The organism is Demequina sp. (assembly GCF_016278765.1).
GTDB lineage: Bacteria > Actinomycetota > Actinomycetes > Actinomycetales > Demequinaceae > Demequina.
In genome coordinates this window covers 109,126-133,389 of the sequence record NZ_JADQBE010000031.1, presented here as the reverse complement: position 1 = coordinate 133,389, position 24,264 = coordinate 109,126, and the positions used below count along the sequence as shown (strand labels likewise).

Below are 24,264 nucleotides of genomic sequence, written 5' to 3'. Positions count from 1 at the left end.
CCACCCGGAGGCAATCGCGATCGTCATCGCTGTCAAGGGCCTGGGACGCTACCCGGAGCTGCGCGGCGGCACGGGCGAGGCCGGTAGCAGGGCCGCCGAACGGTTCATCGTCGGCACCCTGTCAAGCTTCCTGTGGGCAGCCCTGATCGGGACAATCGGCGTCGCCGTCGGGACCTGTCTCGACTGAGAACCAGGCGGTCGCCAGTGCTGGCCTAGACTGGTCGCCGATCACCAAGGGCAAGGAGCACACGTGTCAGGTCACTCTAAGTGGGCTACCACCAAGCACAAGAAGGCAGTCATCGATGCCAAGCGAAGCAAGCTGTTTGCCAAGCTGATCAAGAACATCGAGGTCGCGGCCCGGGTGGGCGGCGGCGACATGGCCGGCAACCCGACGCTGTTCGACGCGGTGCAGAAGGCCAAGAAGTCATCGGTCCCGAACGAGAACATCGACCGCGCGGTCAAGCGCGGATCCGGCCTCGAAGCGGGCGCCGCCGAATACGAGACCATCATGTACGAGGGCTACGGCCCCGGCGGAGTGGCCATGCTGATCGAGTGCCTCACCGACAACCGCAACCGCGCGGCCATGGAGGTGCGAACGGCGCTCACTCGCAACAACGGCACCCTGGCCGACCCCGGTTCCGTGTCATACCTGTTCTCGCGCAAGGGCCAGGTCATCGTGACCAAGGAGTCCGGCGCTACCGAGGACGACCTGATGGAGGCCGCCCTCGAGGCAGGTGTCGAGGAGATCAACGACCTGGGCGAAGCCTTTGAACTGCTGTCCGAGGCGACCGACGTGGTGGCCGTGCGTACCGCCGTCCAGGCCGCGAACATCGACTACGAGCAGGCGGAGGTGACGTGGATCCCGTCCATGAAGATCGAGACCGACGTCGACACCACCCGCAAGACGCTGCGTCTCATCGACGCACTCGAAGACAGCGACGACGTGCAAAACGTCTTCGCGAACTTCGATGCTCCCGACGACGTGCTCGCCGAGGCCTCCGAGTAGCCCGTGCGCGTCCTCGGCGTTGACCCGGGTCTCACGCGCTGCGGCCTCGGCATCGTCGAGACCGGGGCGGGGCGTTCCGTCAGCCTCATCTCGGTGAGCGTCGCCACGTCCTCGCCGGAGGCGGAGACCCCCGACCGTCTGGTCCTCATCGCCGATGCGATCGACGCGGCGATCGACAGGCATCGTCCCGATGCCGTGGCGGTGGAACGGGTGTTCGCGCAGCACAACGTCCGCACGGTGATGGGCACGGCGCAGGTCTCGGGCCTGGTCATGGTGGCTGCGCGGCGCCGCGGCCTGCCCGTGGCGCTGTACACGCCGTCCGAGGTGAAGGCCGCGGTGTCCGGATCCGGACGTGCGGACAAGGCGCAGGTGGGCTTCATGGTCGCCAAGCTGCTGGGCCTCGATGCCGTCCCCGCGCCGGCCGACGCCGCAGACTCCCTCGCCATCGCCCTCACGCACGCCCTGCGGTACTCCGCGACACCCGGGGCCGGCACCGCGACCACGACGGCGCAACGGACCTGGGCGGAGGCGGAGCGGGCGGCGCGTCGGCGCGGCTGAGCGTGGTCCCGCGCCTAATCTATTCGTACAAGCGTTCGAAGGGCACGGTGTGATTGCGCAACTGACGGGAACCGTCATCCACGTGGGCGCGAGTGCGCTCGTGCTCGACGTGGGGGGAGTGGGCTACCGCATCCTCGCGACTCCGGCGACCCTCGCCGCGTTGCACGTGCGTCAAGAGACCAGCCTGGCTACCCACCTGGTGGTGAGGGAGGACTCGTTGACCCTCTACGGTTTCGAGTTCGTCCACGAGCGCGACATGTTCGAGACGCTGCAGTCGGTGCAGGGGGTGGGACCGCGGCTTGCCCTCGCACTTCTGGCCGTGCACGCGCCCCACTCGCTGGTCTCGATCATCGCCTCCGGCGACATCAAGGGGCTGCAGCGGGTTCCGGGCGTGGGCGCCAAAGTCGCGGCCCGGCTGATGCTGGAATTGGGCGGCAAGTTGACGTTGCCGGACGACGTCCACGCGCCTGGGGCCGTTGCCGACGCGCGCGAACAGGTTGCCGACGCGCTCGTCGCGTTGGGGTGGCAGTCCAGGGCCGCCGCGGCCGCGGTGGACAAGGTCGCACCCGAGCCGATCGACGACGACGCAGTTCCCGCGACCTTGAGGGCCGCGTTGCAGTCCCTGGGAGGCTCGCGTGGCTGACGAGCCTCAGGACATCCCCGTCGATGACGGCGTCCGCGTCACGAGCGTCGACGCGGACGCGCTCGAGCGGTCCGCCGAGGCGGCACTGCGCCCGCGGAGCCTGGCCGAGTTTGTGGGCCAGAAGGTGGTGCGCGAGCAGCTCGCCCTCGTGCTGCGTGCGGCAACCCAGCGAGACGGCAGCGCCGAGCACATCCTGCTGTCCGGGCCGCCGGGCCTCGGCAAGACCACACTCGCGATGATTGTGGCGGGGGAGTTGGGGGCGTCGTTGCGACTCACGTCCGGCCCGGCCATTCAGCACGCCGGGGATCTCGCGGCGATCCTGAGCTCGCTCGAGGACGGCGATGTGTTGTTCGTCGACGAGATTCATCGCCTCGCGCGCCCCGTGGAAGAGATGCTCTACCTGGCGATGGAGGACTTCCGGGTCGATGTGATGGTGGGTAAGGGTCCTGGAGCCACCTCCATTCCGCTGACGCTTCCACCGTTCACCGTGGTGGGAGCGACGACCCGCGCGGGGCTGTTGCCCGCGCCGCTGAGGGATCGCTTTGGGTTCACGGCGCACCTGGACTTCTACGAACCGAGCGACCTGACCAGCATCGTGACGCGATCCGCACACCTCTTGGGCTTTGTCCTCGAGGGCGACGCGGCAAGCGAAATCGCCTCGCGGTCACGGGGGACGCCGCGCATCGCGAACAGGCTGCTGCGGCGCGTCCGTGACTGGGCGCAGGTGCACGGAAGTGGGGACGGCGACATGCGCGCCGCGAACGCCGCGCTCGAGGTGTACGAGGTCGACGAGCGGGGGCTCGATCGCCTCGACCGCGCGGTCTTGCGTGCCTTGTGCATCCGCTTCGGGGGAGGTCCGGTCGGCTTGTCGACGCTCGCCGTGTCCGTGGGCGAGGAGCCCCAGACCGTCGAAGAGGTCGCCGAGCCATTCCTGGTGCGCGAGGGCCTGATGTCGCGAACACCCCGCGGCAGGGCGGCGACGGCCGAGGCGTGGGCTCATCTGGGGCTCACGCCCCCCGACGGGCACGTGTCCCACGCGGGTCAAGGCGGGGGACAGACGTCCCGGGACCAGGGCGGTGGCAGGCTGTTCGATTGACCCCCGTGGAGCCGCGCCGGGGGGCATATTCGACGGCGCCCCTCGAACTCACCTAGAATCGCGGGGGCCACCCGCATGGTTTGGGAGTCGTTATCGTCAGGAAAGCGAAGGAATCGCGTGTCATCAGCTGTCTCAGGCGCCCGCACATCTCTCACGTGGCTGGCTTCACTGTTGGTGGTGCTCTTCGCCCTGCTGAGTGTGGGTGTCCTCACCGGCAAGACGTCGGCCGCACCGGGGCTTGGTCTTGACCTCGCCGGCGGTCGCAACATCATCCTCCAGGCGATCACGACGGATGGCTCGCGGATTGATCCGTCGGACATCGCGCAGGCCGTCGAGATCATTCGCAAGCGCGTCGACGCCTCGGGTGTCGCCGAGGCGGAGATCGCCACTCAGGGCGATACCAACATCATCGTCTCCCTGCCTGGCAACCCGGATCAGGCGACGCTCGACCTGGTGCGGCGCAGCGCACAGTTGCAGTTCCGTCCCGTACTGCTGGTGGGTGACCCAGCGCCGGTGACCTCTGCAAGCGGCACCGTCACGACCTCGCCGACACCGACGCCCACGCCGGCGCCCGACGCGGTGACCGGTATCAGTCCGAGCCCGAGTCCCTCCGCCAGCGCCGCGGGCGAGGCCGCACCCGCACACGAGGTCGCCAACGTGAAGACCCGCCTAAGCGAGACCACCTCCGCGACGCCCAGCCCCAGCCCGGCGCCCGCGGACCCGCCGGCGCCGGTCACTCCCACCAACCCGTCCGACACTGCCTGGATCACCGACGCGCTGTTTGCGCAGTACCAGGCGCTTGACTGCTTCGACCCCGCCAACCTGACCGGGGTCCCCGTGGGCGATCCGGACGCGGGCTTCGCGACGTGCGATACGACGGGCTCGGCCAAGTACATCCTGGGCCCCGTCGAGCTCACCGGCGAGGACCTGGACACCGCTTCCGCTGGTCCGCGGGTCAACCAGTTGGGAAACGTCATTCCCGGCGACTTCGAGGTACGGCTCTCCTTCAACGGCGCAGGCGGCACGAAGTTCGGTGACACCACGGGACGTGTGTCACAACTGGCGCCGCCCCTCAACAGGTTCGGAATCCTGCTTGACGGCGTGGTCATCTCGGCACCGTCGGTGAACGAGGCCATTACAGGCGGCCAGGCGCAGATCACCGGAAACTTCACCCTCGACGAGGCGCAGCAGCTCGCCAACCAGCTCAAATTCGGTGCGCTCCCGCTGACCCTTGAGGTGCTGTCGGAGCAGGTCATCACGGCCACCAAGGGCGCCGAGGAGCTCCGCAATGGTCTGTTGGCGGGCCTCATCGGCCTGCTCCTCGTGGTGATCTACACAATCTTCCAGTATCGGGCCCTGGGCGCCGTCACCATCGGCTCCCTGCTGGTGGCGGGCGGTTTTACCTATGCCACGATCGCGCTGCTGTCGTGGGGCCTGGGGTACCGACTGTCACTTGCCGGCGTCGCTGGCCTCATTGTGGCGATCGGCATTACCGCCGACTCGTTCATCGTCTACTTCGAGAGAGTCAAGGACGAGTTACGCGAGGGGCGGTCGCTGGCGGCCGCCGTGGAACACGGTTGGAAGCGGGCGCGTCGCACGATCCTGGCATCCGACGCGGTGTCCTTCCTTGCCGCCCTGGTGCTCTACATGCTGGCGGTGGGAGGGGTGCGCGGCTTCGCGTTCACGTTGGGCCTGGTCACCATCGTCGACCTCATCGTCGTCATCCTGTTCACGCACCCGGTGCTCGCCTTGCTGGCTCGCACCAAGTTCTTCGGTGAGGGGCACAAGTTCTCTGGCCTCGATCCCCGCCAATTGGGTCGGGACACCATGTACAAGGGCAGAGGGCGCGTGGCCGGACCCGAAACGTCGGCGCTGACCCTGGCCGAGCGCAAGGCCGCCAAGGCCCGCTCCGCCGTCGACACCCAGGACAAGGAGTAGTCATGGCGAACCTTTCGACGTGGGGTAATCGCCTCCACTCCGGTGAAAAGACCTATCCCATCGTGGGCCAGCGCAAGCGCTGGTTCATGGCGAGCGCCGTCCTCATGACGCTCGCCGTCCTGCTCCTCATCTTCGTGCGTCTCAATCCCGGAATCGACTTCCGCGGCGGCACCGAATACACCTTGGCTGGCGTGCAGAACACTGACACGACGCTCGCGGTCGACGCAGTGGCCGAAGCGCTGCCCGGCGAAGAGCCGCGCGTAGCCGTCGTCGGGGGCGACAATATCCGCGTTCAGCTTGGCGAGCTGGAGCAGGCGCAGGTCGACTCGCTGGCGGCGGACCTCGCCGACGCATACGGGATTCCGAGCACCGAGGTCAGTTCGAGCTTCATCGGCCCCACCTGGGGCCAGGACGTCTCCAGCAAGGCCATTCAGGGCCTCGTGATCTTCTTGCTGCTGGTGACTGTGGTCATGACCCTGTACTTCCGCGCCTGGCGCATGGCGGTGGCGGGCCTGGTCGCGCTCGCCCACGACCTGTTGTTCACGGCCGGCATCTATGCGCTGTCGGGCTTCGAGGTGACCCCAGCCTCCGTGATCGGATTCCTCACGATTCTTGGCTATTCGCTGTACGACACCGTGGTGGTGTTCGACAAGGTGCGCGAAAATACCGAGGACATCCTGACGCAGCATCGCTACACGTATGAGGAGATGGCCAACCTGGCCGTCAACCAGACGCTGGTACGTTCCATCAACACGTCGGTGGTGGCGCTGCTCCCCGTCTCCGCGATTCTGTTCATCGGATCGTTCCTGTTGGGAGCTGGCACGCTCAAGGACATCTCGCTCGCCCTGTTCGTCGGCATGGCCGTCGGTACGTACTCGTCGATCTTTGTCGCGACGCCCCTCGAGGTGGCGTTGCGCAGCAACGAGGAGCGGATCAAGGAACATACTCGGGCCGTGCTGGAGCTGCGTGAAAGAGGCGATTCCGACGTGATCCGACCCGACGGTTCGATCCGCGTGGGCGCGCTCACTCCCGGTCACCACCGGGGTACGGCGGCGCAACCCAGGCGCAAGCGTCGCAAGTAGACTGATCCCCTCATAGCCGAAAGGAGGTCGCGTGACGCAAGCCCGCGCGGACTCCGACCCGGCCAGGATGTTGGGGATCCGGAGAACGGCCCGCGACCCGGGCGCGCTGGCGCCTCTGCTGGAGACGTATCGGCGCATGTATCCGCGCGCCAAGACCGGACTCATCGAGAGGGCGCATGCGTTGGCGGAGCAGGCCCACGAGGGCCAATTTCGCAAGACCGGCGAGCCATACATCACCCACCCGATCGCGGTGGCGGAGATCATCGCCGGCCTGGGTCTGCCCGACACCGTCATTGTGGCGGCGCTGCTGCACGACGTGGTGGAGGACACCAACTTCCCACTGGCGGACATTGCCACAGAGTTCGGGGACGAGGTCGCGTCCTTTGTCGACGGCGTCACCAAACTGGACCGGCTCGCCTTTGGTGAGGCTGCCCAGGCGGAGACGGTCCGCAAGCTGGTGGTGGCGATGGCCCGCGACATTCGCGTGCTGCTCCTCAAACTCGCCGATCGCCTTCACAACGCCCGCACCTGGGATGCGGTCTCCCCAACGACCGCGCGTCGCAAGGCGCAAGAGACCCTGGAGATCTACGCCCCCCTCGCGCACCGCATGGGCCTCAACGCGATCAAGTGGGAACTCGAGGACCTGTCGTTCCGCACCCTGTACCCCAAGATCTATCAGGAGATTGTCGAGGTCGTGGCCGAACGCGCCCCCGAACGGGACAAGCTTCTTGACGAGCTCCGTGCCGACGTGGCGAAGGAACTCAAGACCCAGAAGATCAAGGCAGAGATCACGGGGCGGCCCAAGCACTACTACTCCGTTTACCAGAAGATGATCGTGCGAGGCCGCGACCTGAACGACATCTACGACCTGGTGGGACTGCGCATCCTGGTGGACTCGGTGCGCGACTGCTACGCCGTGTTGGGCGCCATGCACGCCCGGTACCAGCCGGTCCCTGGGCGTTTCAAGGACTACATCGCGATGCCCAAGTTCAACCTGTACCAGTCGTTGCACACCACGGTGATCGGGCCGCAAGGCAAGCCGGTGGAGCTGCAGATCCGCACGTGGGAGATGCACAAGCGCGCCGAGTACGGCTACGCAGCCCACTGGCGCTACAAGGAGAACGCGCGGGGCGAGAAGGTCCCGTCGATGGCGAACGACATGGGGTGGCTTCGCCAGATCTCCGACTGGCAACAGGAAACCGCGGACGCCAGCGACTTCCTCGACTCTTTGCGCGGGGAGATCTCGCGAGCCGAGGTGTACGTCTTCACGCCGCGCGGCAAGCTCCTCGAACTTCCGCAAGGGGCAACTCCCGTGGACTTCGCGTACGCAGTCCACACCGACGTCGGCCACAAGACGGTGGGTGCCAAGGTCAACGGTCGGCTGGTGCCTCTCGACTCGACGCTTGACAACGGCGACACCGTCGAAATCATCACTACGTCAGATGAGAACGCCCACCCTAAGCGCGACTGGCTCGAGTTTGTGCAGTCCACGAGGGCGCGCAACAAGATCCGCCAGTGGTTCACGCGCGAGCGCCGCGAGGAGTCCGTGGAGACGGGTCGCGACATGCTCGCGCGCGCTATCCGACGTCAACACCTCCCGATGCAGAGGTTGATGAGTAAGTCCACGCTCCTGGCGCTGGCAAAGGAAATGCAGTACGAGGACGTGGACGCGCTGTATGCGGCCATCGGCGAACACAAAGAGCAGCCCGGCGACGTGGTGGCCCGCATGGTGGAGGCCGTGGGTGGGCAGGAGGGCGCCGACGAGGACATCACCGAGATCACCCGTCCCGGGACGCGCCAACGCGCCCGCCGCGGAGACCCGGGGGTCACCGTCCAAGGCACGAGCGACGTGGTGGTGAAGCTGGCCAAGTGTTGCACTCCCGTGCCGGGAGACCCGATTCAGGGCTTTGTGACCCGCGGCCAGGGAGTGAGTGTTCACCGTGCGGACTGCGAGAACATGCTGGCGCTCCGGGATCAGAGTGAACGGCTCGTCGATGTGCAGTGGTCCGGGTCATCGGACTCCACGTTCCTGGTGCAAATTGAGGTCGAGGCGCTCGATCGCAACCGGCTGTTGTCCGATGTGGTCCAGGTGCTGTCCGACCATCACCTCAACATCCTGGGCGCCCACGTGTCGACCAACAACGACCGCGTGGCGCTGAACACGTTTGCCTTCGAGATGGCCGATCCCTCACACCTTGGCGCGGTGCTGAGCGCGGTGCGCCGCATCGACGGCGTGTACGACGCGCGTCGCGTCACCGGCGTGAGGCGCCAACTCGAGCTCTAGCGGCCCTCCCACGCCTCCTGTACCGCTGTCCAGGCGGCCAGCGCCCGCTTGTACTCCTGACCGGTTCTGTGCCGGGAAACGGCCTCACAGAGCTCCTGGGGGGTGACGACGCCTCGAGCGAGTGCTCCATATGTCGCCGTCATCGCGTCGGCGAGGTCGGCGGTGCGCAGTGCCGAGATCACGGCGTCCGCCGGAGCCACAATCCGCACTCCTGCAATGGATCTGGCGTGAGCGTAGGCGGCCTGATGGGTGGTGAACGCCCAACCGCAGGCGGGAACGCCGGTCGGGGGGTCCGGATGCGCGCCACGCGGGACTACGACCTCCACCAACGCGGGAACCAGAGTTTCGCGCGTGAGGCCATAGACCCACAGGGCCGCAAGGCCAGATGCCGCGGCTCTGCGGGGAATCCACGGGCGTAGCGCGATGGCACGCGCGAGGTGCAGCGGGGCGGCATCGGGGGCGATTGCAACATCGTCAGTCAGCGTGGTGAGCACCCCGTCTCGCCGCATGCGAGTGAGCGCGGCAACACCGACCTCGCGTCGATCAACCAAGACCATGAGGTAGATCTTGACGTGCCGGGGTCGAGCGGCGGGGCCGAAGCCCCACATCTGTGGACATCGTCCTGATGTGGCGTCTTACTTGGCGACGGCCTCGATCTGCTTGAGCCAGGCCTTGCGCGCGGCCAGCGCCTCGGTGAACTCCTTCACCTTGCGTGTGTTCTTGGCGGCTTTCGCCTCGGCCAGTTGCTGCTCAAGTTCGGCGATCGCGGCGTGAAGTTGCGCTGCGGCGCCGGAGGCGCGTGCCTCGATCTCGGGATTGCGAGTGGTCCATGCAGACTGATCGGCCTCGCGGATCGCCTTTTCTACCGCAGACATGCGTCGCACGAGCCTCTGGGCATCGGCGCGTGGCACCTCGCCGGCGCCGTCGAAGCGGTCCTGGATGACCCGGAGGTCCCGCTTGGCTGCGCGCAGGTCCTTGATCGGCAGCAGCGCCTCGGCGTCCTTGAGTGCGGCCTCCTTGGCGGGAAGGTTGCCGGCCAGGGCCTGCTCCTCCTGCTCGGCGACGGCGCGGCGGGCCGTAAAGAAGGCCTCTTGCGCCGCCTGAAAGCGTGCCCACAGGGCGTCGTCAACGCTGCGACGGCCCCTACCGGCGTTGCGCCACTGGTCCATCAGTTGCTTGAACTGCCGGGCGGTGGAGTCCCAGTCGGTCGACGTCGCCAGCGCCTCCGCGGTGGCAACCAACTGTTCCTTGGCTCCCGCTACGGAGGAGTTTTCCTTGTCGAGTTGGGCGAAGTGCGCCTTGCGCGCTTTCTCGAAGGCGGACCGCGCGTGGGTAAAGCGCTTCCAGAGGGCGCGTTCGGCTTCCTTCGCCATGCGCGCGCCCGTGCGCTGCGCTTCCTTCCACTCGTCGAGCAGCTCCCGCATGCGGGCCGTGTCGTTCTTCCAGTGCACCTGGGCCGCCGGCTTTGCCGCAAGTTCCTCGGCCTGTGTCACGATCACTTCTCGGGCCTTGGCGGCCTCCTCGCGAGCGGCGGCGCGCTCGGCGCGTACCTTCTCGGCGACTTCGTTTGCCTCTGCCTCGACGATGCCGAAACGGGCCCGCAGCGCCGCGAGGTTACCCACCACGGTGGGCGTCTCGAGGGACGAACGCAGACTCGTGAGCGCGTCGTCGATGTCCTTGGGGCTCAGTTCGGCGCCCACCAGCCGCGCGTGGAAACGCTCCACCGCTGCGGCCAACTCAATGAAGGACTTCGCGTACGCGGAGATGGGTTCGTCGCCCGTTGCCGGCCCCACCGGCGTGCGCGTCTCGCCCTCGATCACCACCACCTGGTCGCCATCGACCGCGCCGAACGCACTGGCCGCGGCGATCTGCTCGGGGGTGATCTTCTCGACCACTGGCACCTTGACCGGGTGCGTGGCGTGGGCGGCCAGCGAAGCGGGCGAGGGCGCCTTGGGGCGAGGGATGGGCCGGGGCTTGGCGGGCGTCATGAGGCTGTGACCTTTGTGATGATGACGGACAGGGCGGGACGACCATCGGCGTCACCAGTGATGGTGCCGCCGTTGGCAATCGACCTTACGATATCGAGGCCTTGGGTCACAGTGCCAAACACGGTGTACCCGCCGGCCCCGTCCGAGGGGATGGTGGAGTCTTCGTAGACGATGAAGAATTGGCTTCCCATGGAGGACGCGTCGCCCGGCTGGCGGGCCATCGCGAGGGTTCCAGCGGGATACAGGTTGTCGCTCGGCGCGTTCTCGATCGGTCCGAAGCGGTAGGGCGGGCCGCCCGTGCCGGTGCCGGTGGGATCGCCGCATTGAACGACGAAGATCCCGGACGTCGTCAGCCGGTGGCAATCGGTGGCATCGAAGAATCCCTGGTCTGCCAACGAGACGAAGGAGGCGACCGCTTGCGGCGCGTCCACCCCGTCGAGTGACATCTCGAGGGTGCCCATGTTGGTCTCCATGGTGACGTCCCACAACCGTGACTGCGCGAGCGACGGGGCGGGAACCGCCGGGTTCTCTTCACCGGAAGGGCTCGCGGCGTTGTCGCTACCGCCCACAGCGGCGAATACCCACACCATGACCGCGACCGCGGCGCCCGCCAGGCCAATCCCCAAGAGCATGCGCCTGCGTCGTCTCGCCGCGCGGCGTCGCGCCACAGCGGCCTCCTTGGCGGCGCGCTTTCGAGCAGCGGCGTCGCGGGCGCTCTTGCTCGTAGCCATGGTCTCCATCCGGGCGCGTCCCAGTATCGGTGCAGGTCTGCGACAGTGTACGTGCCGTCGGATGGAACAATGGGGCCCATGTCGCGACTTGCGCCCCTTTCCGGATTCCCCGAGTGGTCACCTGCAGAGCGCATCGTCGAGGCGCATCTGCTCGACACGTTGCGCCAGGTGTTCGCCCTCCACGGCTTCGGCGAGATCGAGACGCGGGCCATCGAGCCGCTCGAGCGCCTCGGTGGCGAGGCGGAGGCCTCCAAGGAGGTGTACGTCCTGACCCGCAGGGGAGGGGACTCGGCAGAGTTCGGCTTGCACTTTGATCTCACGGTGCCCTTCGCCCGCTACGTGGAGGAACGGCAAGGCACACTGCAGTTCCCGTTCCGACGCTTCCAGATTCAGAAGGTATGGAGAGGCGAGCGGCCGCAGGAGGGTCGGTTCCGCGAGTTCTACCAGGCCGACATTGACGTGGTAGCGCGGGAGAACCTGCCCGCACACCTCGAGGCCGAGGTGGCGGTGGTGATGGCGCGTGCCCTCGCCGCGCTGCCGCTTCCGGCAGCACGCATGCGCATGAATGACCGACGGCTGGTCGAGGGCTTCTACCGCGGCGTCGGAATCTTGGACGTCGCGGGGGCGCTGCGGTCGGTGGACAAACTTGGCAAGATCGGCGCGGAGGGTGTGGCCACGGAACTCGCCGCCCAGGACGTGAGCGACTCCGCCGCACTGGCGATCCTCGAGCTTGCCAAGATTCAGTCCCCGGACGCGTCGTTCGGGGAGGCGGTGGTGGACCTGTGGGAGACCACGCCGACCCACGGTGATGCGCAGGCTCAGGCGCTCCTCGGCGAGGGGATCAACGCCCTGGCGGCCCTGGTCGAGTCGGTCAACGCCGCGGTTCCGGGAACCGCGGTCGCGGACCTCAGCATCGCGCGCGGCCTCGACTACTACACGGGCGCCGTGTACGAGACCACGCTCGAGGGGCATGAGGATCTTGGTTCGGTCTGCTCCGGCGGACGCTACGACTCGCTCGTCGCCGGCGGTGGCTTCCCCGGCGTCGGCATGTCGATAGGGGTGTCCAGACTGGTGTCGCGGCTCGTGTCGCGCGGGATGCTCGTGGCGACCCGCTCGGTTCCCAGCGCGGTTCTGGTGGCCGTGAGCGACGAGGACAACCGCGGGGCATCGGACGTGATCGCCACCAAGTTGCGCGCGCGCGGCATTGCGTGCGAGGTGTCGCCCACGGCCGCGAAGTTCGGCAAGCAGATCCAGTACGCGGACAGGCGCTCAATTCCGTTCGTGTGGTTCCCCGGCGATGGAGATGACGGCGAGGTCGGCGCTGGTCAAGTAAAGGACATCCGGTCGGGCGACCAGGTCCCTGCCGACGCCGATGCCTGGCTGCCGCCCGCTGACGACCTCAAACCGCGCGTGGTCCGCGGCTAGACTGGCCCGTGCTCCCTCGCGGCGAGCCTCCGCACGTGATCGACAACGCTTCAACGAAAGGCAGATTGTGCTTCGCACCCACCTCGCCGGAAATCTCCGTGCCGCCGACGCCGGCGCCACCGTCACCCTCGCAGGTTGGGTGGGTCGGCGCAGGGATCACGGCGGGGTCGCCTTCATTGACTTGCGGGATGCCTCCGGCCTTGCCCAGGTGGTGCTGCGCGAGGAGATCGCCCACTCGCTGCGCACCGAGTACGTCATCCAGGTGACGGGTGAGGTTCGCCTGCGCCCTGAGGGCTCGAGCAATCCGAACCTGCCGTCGGGCGAGATCGAGGTGGATGTTCACGATCTGGTGATCCTCAACGAATCGGCTCCCACGCCGTTTCCGATCGATGAACACGTCACCGTGGGCGAGGAAGCGCGCCTCAAGCACCGCTACCTCGATCTGCGCCGCCCCGCCCAGCGCGGCGCCATCGTGCTGCGCTCCAAGGTGAACCAGACCGCGCGCCGCGTGCTCGACCGCCACGACTTTCTTGAGATCGAGACGCCCACACTCACCCGGTCCACCCCGGAGGGTGCCCGCGACTTCCTGGTGCCCGCCCGCCTCGCGCCCGGCTCCTGGTACGCCCTGCCGCAGTCGCCGCAACTGTTCAAGCAGCTGCTGATGGTGGCGGGCATGGAGCGGTACTACCAGATCGCCCGCTGCTACCGCGATGAGGACTTCCGGGCGGACCGTCAGCCCGAATTTACCCAGCTCGACGTCGAGATGAGCTTTGTCGATCAAGACGACGTGATCGCGCTGGGCGAGGAGATCATCAAGGAACTGTGGTCGCTCATCGGCTACGAAGTGTCGACTCCGATGCCGCGGCTGACGTACGCAGACTCCATGGCGCGGTTCGGCACCGACAAGCCCGACCTGCGCTTCGGCCTTGAGCTCACCGAGCTCGCCGAGTTCTTCCAGCACACACCTTTCCGCGTGTTTCAGGCGCCCTACGTGGGCGCCGTGGTGATGCCGGGCGGTGCGAGCCAGCCGCGCAAGACCCTCGATGCGTGGCAGGACTGGGCCAAGCAGCGCGGGGCGCGGGGCCTGGCCTACGTGCTGGTGGGTCAGGACGGCACGCTCGCCGGACCCGTCGCCAAGAACCTGTCCGAGACCGAGCTCGCGGGATTGGCCGAAGCCGTGGGCGCGAGCACCGGCGACTGCATCTTCTTCGCGGCAGGGGAGGTCGACGCGTCGCGCGCCCTGCTGGGTGCCGCCCGCAATGAGATTGCGCGTCGCGTGGGCCTCATCGACGAGTCCCGCTTTGAGTTCGTGTGGGTGGTCGACGCCCCGCTGTTCAAGCCCGTCAAGGCGGACGACGACGACGTGGCGCTCGGCTCGAGCGCCTGGACCGCGGTGCACCACGCCTTCACGAGCCCCAAGCCCGAGTTCATGGATTCGTTCGACACCGACCCCGAGGATGCACTGGCCTACGCCTACGACATCGTCTGCAACGGCAACGAGATCGGCGGCGGCTCGATCCGTATTCACCGCCGCGATGTCCAGCAACGGGTGTTCGAGGTGATGGGCATCGGCGAGGAGGAAGCGCAAGAGAAGTTCGGCTTCCTGCTCGAAGCGTTTCAGTTTGGCGCACCCCCGCACGGCGGCATCGCGCTCGGCTGGGACCGGGTGGTCATGCTACTGGGCGGCTACGACTCGATTCGCGACGTGATCGCGTTCCCCAAGTCCGGGGGCGGCTTCGACCCGCTCACGTCCGCGCCTGCGCCGATTCCTGCGGATCAGCGCAAGGAGACGGGAGTGGACTTCGTGCCCGAAAAGGACGGCGCGGAGGCCTGAAAGGGAACGCCGGGGCCCCGCCGGCCCCGCGACCTGTCACGCACGGTTAGTGCGAGATGCCCCTGCGGTCATACAGGCGGCGCAGGGCGGGGGGAGCCCACCAATTCCAGTCGCCCAGCAGCGTCATCGTCGCGGGAACCAAGAGCATGCGCACCAGCGTGGCGTCCAGGATGACGGCGACCGCCAGCCCGATGCCGACCTCCTTGATCACCAGCAACTGTCCGGAAGCGAAGCCGACGAACACGAGGACGATCACCGTGGCCGCGGAGGTGATGATCCGGCCCGAGCGCTGGAGGCCCCTGCGGACCGACTCGTTGTTGGATTCGCCAGCGTCGACGTGCTCCTTGATACGCGCCAGCAGGAACACCTCGTAGTCCATCGCCAAACCGAATCCGAACGCGACAATCATGACCAGCACGTAGGTCTCGATGCCACCCGTCGTGGTGAACTGCAGGAGACCCTGGAGATGACCATCGGCGAAGATCCAGGACACGATGCCGAGCGTCGCCCCCAGAGACAGTGCGTTGATCACGAGCGTCTTGAGCGGCACCAACAAGGATCCGGTCATGAGGAAGAGCAGCACGAACGTCGCGAGGACGACGAGCCCAAGAGCCCACGGGGCGCCCGCGCCTAGCGAATGGACAAAGTCGGCCTGAATCGCTGCCTGCCCGCCCAGATACAGTGGGAACGGCGCGTCGAGCTCCCTGAGTTGACGCAGCAGCGCGCCAGCGTCCGGTCCCGCCTGATCGGGGTATGCCGTGAAGAGCCCGGCAGTGGCCATGCCGTCGGTCGATTGTGCCGGGGCCACCCGGGTCACGCCGTCGATCGTGAGCGCGTCGGCGAGCCAGGTGTCCAGTTCCGGCGGAGTTGCCTCTGCCAGTACCTCGATCTGGGGAGATGCCAAGGAGGGGTAGCGCGCGTCAAAGCCGTCGAGCAACTGCCGACGCTCGTTCGAGACGGGAAGCAGCTGGTAGTCGGAATTGCGCACGGCAATGTCGAGGATGGGGCTGGCGAAAACCAGAAGAACCGCGGTGACGGCGCCGACGATCGTCCACGGTCGCCGCTGCACCATCACCGCGAGCCGCGAGAAGAAGCCCTCCTCGCTGGAGACGTCTGCTGTGCGCCTGAGGAGGTTCCTCACGCCGGGGACCCGGTCGATGAACGATCGCTTCGCCAGCCGATGCCCGTACAGGTAGAGGACGGCGGGCACCAGGGTCAAGGCTGACAACAGGGCCATGAGGACGACGCCGAGCGCGGCGCCCCCGATGCCGCGGATCAGTTCCGCGGAGAAGACGAGCATCCCGCCCACCGAGATCGCGACCGTGACGGCGGAGAAGGCGACGGTGCGTCCAGCGGTACTCAGCGTGATGGCGAGGGCCTGCGCACGTACGTCGTGAGTATTGGAATCGCCAAGCCGCGCGATCTCCTCGCGGAACCTCGACACGATGAGGAGTCCGTAGTCGATCGACAGGCCGATGCCCAACACGGTCACCACGTTGATGGCCGACTGGTCAAGTGCGATGGGGTAGGAGAAGCCGAAGAGTACGGCCAGTCCGCCGGCAATCGATGCGAAGGCGCCGATGAGTGGCGCAGATGCCGCCAGGAAGCCGCCGAACACGAACACCATCACCAACAGGGCGATGGGCAGTGCCACGGCCTCACCCACCAGCAGATCCCTTTCGATCTGGGTGCTGAAATCGTTGTAGAGAAGAGGGTTGGAGAAGACGCGGACCTTGGGCAGCGTCGAGGCGGTCGACGCGCTCATCGCCGCGTCGATGAGGCCGACCACCTGCTCGTGTTCGCTCAGCGCGGCACCCTCGTCGGCGAAGGGCGTGTAGGACACAGTCATCAGAAAGGCGTCGCCGTCAGCGCTGACGAGCACGTCGGGGGTCACCGTTGCGTTGGCGCCAGCCGCTGCGGCCGCCTCGGGCCCCGGGACCACTCCCTGCGGCCACATCACCGCAATCACGCCCGGTCGCGCGGCGATCTCCTCGGCTAACGGTCGCAAGGGAACCGCGCTCGACGCGTCATCGGGCGACATGCCAGTGAACTCGACGGTCAGCATCGGGCCCGTGGTTTCGGCGGGGTGTGCCAGCCGGAACTCGTACACCGTGGTCGAGTCGGCACCCTGAACAGTGGGTAGCCCTGTCGAGGCGCGCTCAAACAGGTTGCCCCCGCCCACCCCTACGGTGGCGAGCGAGTACATCCCCAGGGCAGCGATGATCCAGATCAGCAGCATCACCCGAGGGCGGCGGGCGACCAGGCCCGCAAGCGAAGCAAACACGTTCGCCATCCTATGACCGGGGCCCTCGTCAACACCGGCGACCGCACTGCGTCACGTGCCGCCTACAGTGGACACCGTGGACCTCTTCGACGCCGCCAGGACGGACGCCACCGGTGTGCCCGCCGCGAGTGCGTCGGCGCCGCTCGCGGTCCGGATGCGGCCTCGCTCCCTCGACGAGGTGGTGGGTCAAGCGCACCTCTTGGGTGACGGCGCGCCGCTGCGGCGGCTGATCGGGGAGAACACTCCCGCCGCGAGCGTGATCTTGTGGGGCCCGCCGGGTACCGGAAAGACCACGCTTGCGTACCTGGTCGCCGGTCAGCGCAGATTCATCGAGCTCAGCGCCGTCACCGCGGGCGTGAAGGATGTGCGCGCCATCATCGAGGACAGCAAGCGCCGGCTCGCTACCGGGGAGCGGGAGACGGTGGTCTTCATCGATGAGATCCACCGCTTCACGCGCAGCCAACAGGACGTGTTGCTTCCCGCCGTCGAAAACCGCTGGATCACGCTCATCGGCGCCACCACCGAGAACCCCTCGTTCTCCGTGGTGGGACCGCTGCTGTCCCGTTCCCTGCTCCTCACGCTCAAGCCCCTCACAGACAAGGACATCGGCGCCCTGCTCGACCGGGCGGTCGCAGATCCGCGCGGGTTGGGGGGAGAGGTCTCGCTGGCTGACGATGCCCGCGACCACATGGTGCGCGTCGCCGGCGCCGACGCCCGCAAGGCGCTGACGCTGCTCGAATCGGTCGCGGACGCGGCGGCCGACAACGACGGCATCATCACGGCCGCGGTGACCGAGGCGGCCATGGACGCCGCGCTCGTCGCGTACGACAAGTCGGGCGACCAGCACTACGACGTGATCAGCGCGTTCATCAAGTCGGTGAGGGGCTCCGATGTTGACGCCGCCCTGCACTACTTGGCCCGCATGGTGGTGGCGGGGGAGGACCCGCGGTTCATTGCCCGCAGGCTCGTGATCCTCGCGTCCGAAGACGTCGGTCTTGCCGACCCACAGGCGCTCGTGATTGCCCAAGCGGCGGCCGATGCGGTGAGTTTCATCGGGATGCCCGAGGGCCGCATCCCCTTGGGCGAGGCCACGGCGTACCTGGCGATGGCGCCCAAGTCCAACCGCTCCTACCTGGCCATCGACGCGGCCATTGCAGACGTGCGGGCCGGGCGAGCGGGCGTGGTCCCCTCGCACCTGAGGGACGCGCACTATGCGGGAGCCGAGCGCATCGGCCACGGCAAGGGCTATGAGTATTCGCACGACGCCGCGCACGGCGTGGCGGCGCAAGAGTATTTGCCTGAATCGCTTGCCGGAACCCGGTACTACCGACCCACGGAACACGGCAACGAGCGGTCGCTCTCGGACCGCCTCGCAACCCTCCGCAGGCTCTTAGGGCGAGAGAACTGACTTTCCGCGGTTTCTTGCTATCATGGTCGCCTGCCCTCGCGGACGGTTGGCTGCTGTCGCCGCGACATCACAGATAGTGAACGGCTCTGGCGTGTCTCGACACGCCCACACTTAAGGAAAGTAATGACTCAGGTTCAACGCGCGCGCCGCCAGGTGCGCCTGTCCCGCGCTCTCGGCATCGCGCTCACCCCCAAGGCCGTCAAGCACTTCGAGAAGCGTCCCTACCCGCCCGGCGAGCACGGTCGTACCGCGCGTCGCAAGGAAAGCGACTACGCCGTCCGGTTGCGCGAGAAGCAGCGTCTTCGCGCCCAGTACGGCCTGCGCGAGAAGCAGATGGCGCGCACATTCGAAGAGGCTCGCAAGGAAGCCGGTCTGACCGGCGAGGCCTTTGTCGAGCTGCTGGAGATGCGTCTCGACGCGCTCGTGCTTCGCGCCGGCTTCGCCCGCACCATCCTGCAGGCCCGCCAGACGGTGCTGCACCGCCACATCCTCGTCGACGGCAAGATCGTCGACCGCCCCTCGTTCCGTGTCTCGCCCGGCCAGACCATCCAGGTCAAGGCCAAGGCCGTCACCATGGAGCCCTACATGGCTGCCGCCGCCGGTGCACACCGCGACGTGTTGCCTGAGGTGCCGGACTACCTGGACGTTCAGCTCGAGAAGCTGACCGCCCAGTTGCTGCGTCGGCCGAAGCGTGCGGACGTTCCGATCATCTGCGAAGTGCAGTTGGTTGTCGAGTACTACGCGCGTTAAGACGCACGAGTGACTTTGCAGACCTGAACCAACGTCCGCCGGGCCCATGGCACACGTCGGGGCCCGGCGGCGTTGTCTCGTGTGGAGGTAGTAATGCGTACGGCGGAGATCAGCAAGCGCTGGCTTGAGTACTTCGAGTCCCAGGGGCACGCCGTGGTGCCCTCGACATCGTTGGTGTCTCCCGATCCGTCGCTGCTGTTCACCGTGGCGGGCATGGTGCCGTTCATTCCGTACATCATCGGCTCAGAGACGTCGCCCCACCCCCGCATTGCCTCCGTGCAGAAGTGCATTCGCACCAAGGACATCGAAGAGGTCGGCAAGACCACCCGGCACGGCACGTTCTTCCAGATGCTCGGCAACTTCTCCTTTGGCGACTACTTCAAGGAAGGCGCGATTCGGTTCGCGTGGGACTTCCTTACGGGTCCAGAATCCGAAGGCAAGCTGGGCTTCGAGCCAGACCGCTTCTGGGTCACCATCTGGGAACAAGACGACGACTCGTTCACCTACCTCACCAATGTGGGAGTGAACCCCGACCACATCGTGCGCCTGAAGCGCGAAGAGATCTTCTGGGACACCGGACAGCCTGGACCCGCGGGACCCTGCGCCGAATGGCACTACGACCGCGGGCCGGCATACGGGCCGGACGCGGTGGGCGGCACCGTCGACCCCGGCGGGGACCGCTACCTCGAAATCTGGAACCTGGTGTTCGACCAGTACCTGCGCGGCCCCGGCTCGGGCAAGGACTACCCGCTCATTCGCGAACTTGAGCACAAGGCGATCGACACCGGAGCGGGTCTCGAGCGCATCGCGTTCCTCAAGCAAGGCGTCGAGAACTTCTTCGAGATCGACGAGGTCTTTCCCGTCATCGCCAAGGCTCAGGAGCTTTCGGGCAGGGCCTACGGTAAAGACGGCGAGGACGATGTTCGCTTTCGCGTGATCGCGGACCACGTCCGCTCCTCGCTCATGTTGATTGGCGACGGCGTGACTCCCGGCAACGAGGGTCGCGGGTACGTGTTGCGCCGCCTGCTTCGCCGGTCGGTTCGCTCGATGCGACTCTTGGGGGTCAGCGAACACTCCTTGGTGAAGCTCCTTGAAGCGAGCTACGAGGCGATGCGGGCGTCGTATCCCGAGTTGGACAAGAACTGGGACCACATCAAGGCGGTCGCCGCCGCAGAGGAGCAGGCGTTCGCTCGCACCCTCGCGCAGGGCACATCGCTCTTCGACTCCGCCGTCGCGACTGCCAAGTCGGCCGGCGGACGCGTGCTGGGCGGCAAGGAAGCGTTCGCGCTCCACGACACATACGGTTTCCCGATCGACCTCACTTTGGAGATGGCGGCCGAGCAGGGCCTGTCCGTCGATGAGGGCGCCTTCCGGTCGCTCATGCAGGAGCAGCGGGATCGCGCGCGGGCCGATGCGAAGGCCAAGAAGGGCGCGCACGGCGACTTTGGCGCGTATCAAGAGGTCGCCGCCACCACGCCCTCGGTGTTCCGCGGTTACGACGAGCTGCAGGTGCAGTCGAAGATTGTCGCCGTCATCAAGGAGGGCGTGGCCATCCCCGCCGCATCGGCAGGTGAATCGGTCGAGGTCATCCTGTCCGAGACCCCGTTTTACCCGGAATCGGGTGGCCAGGATGCGGACACCGGCGAGATTCGGGGCCCCAACGCGACTCTCGAGGTCATGGACGTCCAGCGCCCGATCAAGGACGTCATCGTGCATTCGGTGAAGGTCGAGGAGGGCACGATCGCCGTGGGCGATGTGGTCTCCGCCGAGGTCGACCCGCTCAACCGTCGGCTTGCGTCCAAGGCGCACTCCGCCACGCACCTCATTCACTCGGCTCTGCACGAGGTGCTGGGCAAGCAGGCCAACCAGGCGGGTTCGTACAACAAGCCCGGCTACATGCGACTCGACTTCTCCTGGACCCAGGGTGTCTCAGGCACCGCGCGAAGCGAGATCGAGGACATCGCCAACCGCGCCATCCGGGAGGAGCTTCCGGTCGACACCAACGTCATGTCGCTCGACGAGGCGAAGGCGCTTGGGGCGATGGCCTTGTTTGGCGAGAAGTACGGCGACCGCGTCCGCGTGGTCGAGATTGGCGGGCCCTTCTCGCGTGAACTGTGCGCGGGCACGCACGTGGACAACTCAAGCCAAATCGGGCTGCTTACGGTCACCGGCGAGGGTTCCGTGGGCTCGGGTGCGCGCCGCATCGAGGCGCTGGTGGGCGCTGACGCGTTCAGCCACTTGGCTGCGGAGCGCTCGATTGTCAGCGAGCTGACCACGTCGCTGAAGACCCCACCTCACGAGCTGACGGGCCGTGTGCACTCGCTCGTGGAACGGCTCGCTCATGTCGAGAAGGAGCTGGCCGGCATGCGCCAGCAGGCGCTTCTTTCGGCGGCGGCCGGGATCGCGGGCAATGCGGTCGAGGTCGCGGGCACGCGTCTGGCGAGCCTCGCGGTAGCCGACGCGGGCAGCGCCGACGACCTGCGCGCCCTGGCGATGGACGTGCGAGCGCGGCTGGGCGACAGCGAGCCGGTGGTGGTTGCGCTGGCCGCCGATCTCGACGGCAGGCCGTCGATCGTCGTCGCAACGAACGCGCCCGCGAGGGATGCGGGCATGCGCGCAGGGGACCTCGTAAAGCTCGCGTCGAAGGCCCTGGGTGGCGGCGGGGGCGGCAAGCCTGACCTCGCGCAGGGCGGCGGACAGGACGCGGCCGCCATTCCCGCCGCGCTCGAGGCGATCGCCAGGTCCGTGGGGGAGCGTGGCTAGGGGAGTGCGTATCGGTGTCGACGTGGGCACGGTGCGCGTCGGCGTCGCCGCAAGTGACCCCGACGGCATCATGGCTTTTCCGGTGGAGACCGTTCCGCGCAACGATGCCGCGCCGGCCCGGATCGCCGCGATCGCCCACGAACGCGGCGCCGTCGAGATCTACGTGGGGCTGCCTCGGCACCTGTCGGGAGCGGAGGGAGCCTCCGCCGCCGATGCGCGGGTCTTTGCGGCACTCGTGGCGGAACGCCTCGATACCCCCGTGCGTTTGGTCGACGAGAGGCTGTCGACAGCGACCGCATCGCGCGCGATGCGGGAAGCGGGCAGAAGTGCCAAGAGCCAACGACCGACTATTGACCAGGCCGCCGCAGTGGTTATCCTCGAAACAGTTTTGGATGCTGCGAAGCGGGGGAATCTGGGTACAGTGGCCACAACGGTGGCGCGCGAGGAGAACCATGACTGACCTGTTCGAAGCCGAGGTGACTACCACGACGTCGCTGGACTTGCGGCGGGTGCAGCGACTGCAGCGGCGCGCCAGGCGGCGCAAGTGGGCGCTGGCGTTCATCGCCATTGGACTGGTTCTGCTGGCCCTCGCGGGTTCCGTGGCCTACAACTTCCTCACCACCACCTTTGCCAACAACAGCACTGAGGTCGCCGACTATGACGGTCTGGGCCAAGGCACCGTGCAGGTGGTGATCGAACCGGGTGACACCGGAGCCGACATCGCGGCCACCTTGTACGCCCAGGGCGTTGTCGCGTCGGAGCAGGCGTTCATCAATGCCGCCAGGGCCAATCCCGACTCTTCGGGAATCAAGCCCGGTTTCTATTTCATGCAGCGCGAGATGAAGGCGGAATACGCGCTGCTCGCATTGCTCGACCCGAGCAACCGCGACCTTCGCAAGATCACGGTTCCCGAAGGCAAGGCCCTTGACTACTACTTCGACAAGATCGCCTCGCTGACGGGGGCGTCACTTGACGAGGTCAGGGCCGCCGCGGAAGACACCGCCGCGCTGGGGCTGCCCGACGAAGCGGCTGGCAATCTCGAGGGATGGCTCTTCCCGTCGACGTATCAGTTCAACCCAGGCGTCACTCCGTCCGACGTGATGCGGGAGATGATCGCGACGACCATCAAGACTCTCGATGACGCCGGCGTCGCGCCGCAGGATCGCGAACGCATCCTCACGGTGGCCTCGTTGATTGAGAAGGAAGCGAAGCTCGACGTCGACCGACCGCTCATCGCGGGAGTGATCTACAACCGGCTGGATCGCGAAATGAACCTCGAGCTTGACGCGACAGTGAAGTACATCGCGCCCTCAGACGGGCCATTCGTCAGCGCGGATGACAAGCTGGTCGACTCCCCGTACAACACCTACATGTACGCGGGGCTCCCTCCCGGGCCGATCGCCGGACCTGGCGCCAAGTCCATTGACGCCGCGGTCAACCCTGCGAGCCATGACTACTTGTTCTACGTCACGGTGAATCTCGATACCGGCGAGACGCGTTACGCCACCACCTACGACGACCACCTCAAGAACTCCCAGATTCTGCGGCAGTGGATCGACGCGAACAAGTAGCGCTGCCGACGCGTCGCCGGGCAGCTGTTCTCGGTCACCCGGTGTCGCATTCGCTGTCTCCCGTGTTGCATTCGGCGGCGTACGCGGCACTGGGCTTGGACTGGACGTACGAGGCCATTGACGTTGACGCGGCGGGGCTGCAGGAGTTCCTTGCCGGCCGGGACGACTCGTGGGCGGGTCTGTCCCTCACGATGCCACTCAAGTTCGAGGCCGCGCGCCTCGCCGACTTCGTCGAGCCTCAGGCGAAGCTCGTTGGCACCGTCAACACCCTCGTGTCCTCCGGATTGGGGCAGTACCGGCAGTGGGTGGGTGCCAACACCGACATTCACGGAGTGGTCGCGGTGTTCGCGGAAGCGCGCGTGGCGTCTGTGTCCCGTGCGGTGGTGATCGGCGCGGGCGCGACTGCAACGTCGGCACTGGCCGCTTTGGGTTCAATGCGTGCGGGGAACCCGAGCGTCCTTGTGCGAGACCGGGCTCGAGCCGGATCCCTGATGCGCGCGGCGTCAAAGATGGGTGTGCAGCCCCGATTCGTGGACTTGGCCTCGGCGGAAGCGCTCGAGGCTCTCGCCACGGCTGACGTCGTGGTGTCGACCATCCCCGCCGACGCGGGTGGGGAACTTGCCGAAAGATTGCAGCGCGGCGGTGTCGGCACCTCAGGGCATCTGCTTGACGTGGTGTATGCACCGCTCGTGACTCCTCTCGCCCAGGGGTGGTCGCGCGGCGGTGGCACAGCCATCTCCGGGGTGAGGATGCTGCTGCACCAGGCGGGCGAGCAGGTGCGCCTGATGACGGGGCTGACCGCGCCCTTTGGAGCAATGGAGGCGGCTCTCAACCGGGTGTTGACTACGTCATAAGGCTCTATCGCTAAGGCCCTTGCCGATGTTAGTTTTGGTTCCTGAATTC

19 protein-coding genes and 1 pseudogene are annotated in these 24,264 nt (G+C 67.0%); 16 read left to right on the top strand and 4 right to left on the bottom strand.

Features of this window, described 5'->3' with window-relative positions:
- From QZZ29_RS06520 to QZZ29_RS06485, 8 genes and pseudogenes are all read left to right on the top strand, one after another.
- Positions 1-187, top strand: a pseudogene (locus tag QZZ29_RS06520) (hypothetical protein); the annotation flags it as partial.
- Positions 188-250: 63 nt separating this feature from the next.
- Entirely contained in the window at positions 251-1,006 is a 756-nt protein-coding gene (locus tag QZZ29_RS06515) for a YebC/PmpR family DNA-binding transcriptional regulator (protein ID WP_291382176.1), read from the top strand.
- Positions 1,007-1,009: 3 nt separating this feature from the next.
- The gene (gene ruvC, locus QZZ29_RS06510) at positions 1,010-1,564 is read left to right on the top strand and encodes a crossover junction endodeoxyribonuclease RuvC (RefSeq protein ID WP_291382175.1); all 555 of its coding nucleotides are present in this window, start codon (positions 1,010-1,012) and stop codon (positions 1,562-1,564) included.
- Between the two features lie 49 nt (positions 1,565-1,613).
- Positions 1,614-2,207 carry a Holliday junction branch migration protein RuvA gene (gene ruvA, locus QZZ29_RS06505; protein ID WP_291382174.1) on the top strand — a complete coding sequence of 198 codons (594 nt, stop codon included), beginning with the start codon at positions 1,614-1,616 and terminating at the stop codon, positions 2,205-2,207.
- Positions 2,208-2,220: 13 nt separating this feature from the next.
- A complete protein-coding gene (ruvB, locus tag QZZ29_RS06500; protein ID WP_291382185.1) occupies positions 2,221-3,303 on the top strand; it encodes a Holliday junction branch migration DNA helicase RuvB in 1,083 nt (360 codons plus the stop codon).
- Between the two features lie 117 nt (positions 3,304-3,420).
- A complete protein-coding gene (secD, locus tag QZZ29_RS06495) occupies positions 3,421-5,241 on the top strand; it encodes a protein translocase subunit SecD (RefSeq protein WP_291382173.1) in 1,821 nt (606 codons plus the stop codon).
- A 2-nt stretch (positions 5,242-5,243) separates the two neighbouring features.
- On the top strand, positions 5,244-6,323 hold the full coding sequence (gene secF / locus QZZ29_RS06490) for a protein translocase subunit SecF (protein WP_291382172.1): 1,080 nt from the start codon (positions 5,244-5,246) through the stop codon (positions 6,321-6,323).
- A gap of 67 nt (positions 6,324-6,390) precedes the next feature.
- Positions 6,391-8,607 carry a bifunctional (p)ppGpp synthetase/guanosine-3',5'-bis(diphosphate) 3'-pyrophosphohydrolase gene (locus QZZ29_RS06485; RefSeq protein ID WP_291382184.1) on the top strand — a complete coding sequence of 739 codons (2,217 nt, stop codon included), beginning with the start codon at positions 6,391-6,393 and terminating at the stop codon, positions 8,605-8,607.
- Here the strand turns inward: QZZ29_RS06485 and QZZ29_RS06480 are convergent.
- From QZZ29_RS06480 to QZZ29_RS06470, 3 genes are all read right to left on the bottom strand, one after another.
- Complete coding sequence (locus tag QZZ29_RS06480) at positions 8,604-9,164, bottom strand: hypothetical protein (protein ID WP_291382171.1); 561 nt, start codon at positions 9,162-9,164, stop codon at positions 8,604-8,606. The two genes, QZZ29_RS06485 and QZZ29_RS06480, sit on opposite strands and share 4 nt — an antisense overlap.
- A 78-nt stretch (positions 9,165-9,242) precedes the next feature.
- Entirely contained in the window at positions 9,243-10,595 is a 1,353-nt protein-coding gene (locus QZZ29_RS06475) for a DUF349 domain-containing protein (protein WP_291382170.1), read from the bottom strand.
- Positions 10,592-11,326, bottom strand: coding sequence for a peptidylprolyl isomerase (locus QZZ29_RS06470; RefSeq protein ID WP_291382169.1), 735 nt, complete (start codon positions 11,324-11,326; stop codon positions 10,592-10,594). The genes QZZ29_RS06475 and QZZ29_RS06470 overlap by 4 nt, the downstream gene beginning before the upstream one ends.
- A 78-nt stretch (positions 11,327-11,404) precedes the next feature.
- On the opposite strand from QZZ29_RS06470, the gene hisS reads away from it, so the two are divergent.
- Together hisS and aspS are read left to right on the top strand one after the other, a co-directional pair.
- Positions 11,405-12,751 carry a histidine--tRNA ligase gene (gene hisS, locus QZZ29_RS06465; RefSeq protein ID WP_291382168.1) on the top strand — a complete coding sequence of 449 codons (1,347 nt, stop codon included), beginning with the start codon at positions 11,405-11,407 and terminating at the stop codon, positions 12,749-12,751.
- Positions 12,752-12,818: 67 nt separating this feature from the next.
- The gene (gene aspS, locus QZZ29_RS06460) at positions 12,819-14,585 is read left to right on the top strand and encodes an aspartate--tRNA ligase (RefSeq protein ID WP_291382167.1); all 1,767 of its coding nucleotides are present in this window, start codon (positions 12,819-12,821) and stop codon (positions 14,583-14,585) included.
- Positions 14,586-14,631: 46 nt separating this feature from the next.
- Here the strand turns inward: aspS and QZZ29_RS06455 are convergent, their stop codons facing one another.
- Complete coding sequence (locus tag QZZ29_RS06455) at positions 14,632-16,878, bottom strand: MMPL family transporter (protein WP_291382166.1); 2,247 nt, start codon at positions 16,876-16,878, stop codon at positions 14,632-14,634.
- Between the two features lie 67 nt (positions 16,879-16,945).
- Here QZZ29_RS06455 and QZZ29_RS06450 point away from each other — a divergent pair, with 67 nt between their 5' ends.
- The 6 genes from QZZ29_RS06450 to QZZ29_RS06425 all read left to right on the top strand — a co-directional run bounded on the left by QZZ29_RS06450 (position 16,946) and on the right by QZZ29_RS06425 (position 24,215).
- Positions 16,946-18,277 carry a replication-associated recombination protein A gene (locus QZZ29_RS06450; RefSeq protein WP_291382165.1) on the top strand — a complete coding sequence of 444 codons (1,332 nt, stop codon included), beginning with the start codon at positions 16,946-16,948 and terminating at the stop codon, positions 18,275-18,277.
- Positions 18,278-18,400: 123 nt separating this feature from the next.
- Positions 18,401-19,027: a 30S ribosomal protein S4 gene (gene rpsD, locus QZZ29_RS06445; protein WP_291382164.1), complete on the top strand. Its 627-nt coding sequence runs from the start codon at positions 18,401-18,403 to the stop codon at positions 19,025-19,027.
- 93 nt (positions 19,028-19,120) lie between these two features.
- Positions 19,121-21,790 (top strand): alanine--tRNA ligase, encoded by a 2,670-nt coding sequence (gene alaS / locus QZZ29_RS06440; RefSeq protein ID WP_291382163.1) that lies wholly within the window; start codon positions 19,121-19,123, stop codon positions 21,788-21,790.
- The gene (gene ruvX, locus QZZ29_RS06435; protein ID WP_291382162.1) at positions 21,783-22,250 is read left to right on the top strand and encodes a Holliday junction resolvase RuvX; all 468 of its coding nucleotides are present in this window, start codon (positions 21,783-21,785) and stop codon (positions 22,248-22,250) included. Before alaS ends, ruvX begins: the two co-directional genes overlap by 8 nt.
- Positions 22,243-23,361 (top strand): endolytic transglycosylase MltG, encoded by a 1,119-nt coding sequence (gene mltG, locus QZZ29_RS06430; RefSeq protein ID WP_291382161.1) that lies wholly within the window; start codon positions 22,243-22,245, stop codon positions 23,359-23,361. Before ruvX ends, mltG begins: the two co-directional genes overlap by 8 nt.
- Positions 23,340-24,215, top strand: a complete 876-nt coding sequence (locus QZZ29_RS06425; RefSeq protein WP_366479162.1) for a shikimate dehydrogenase — start codon at positions 23,340-23,342, stop codon at positions 24,213-24,215. The genes mltG and QZZ29_RS06425 overlap by 22 nt, the downstream gene beginning before the upstream one ends.
- The last annotated feature ends 49 nt before the right edge of the window (positions 24,216-24,264 follow it).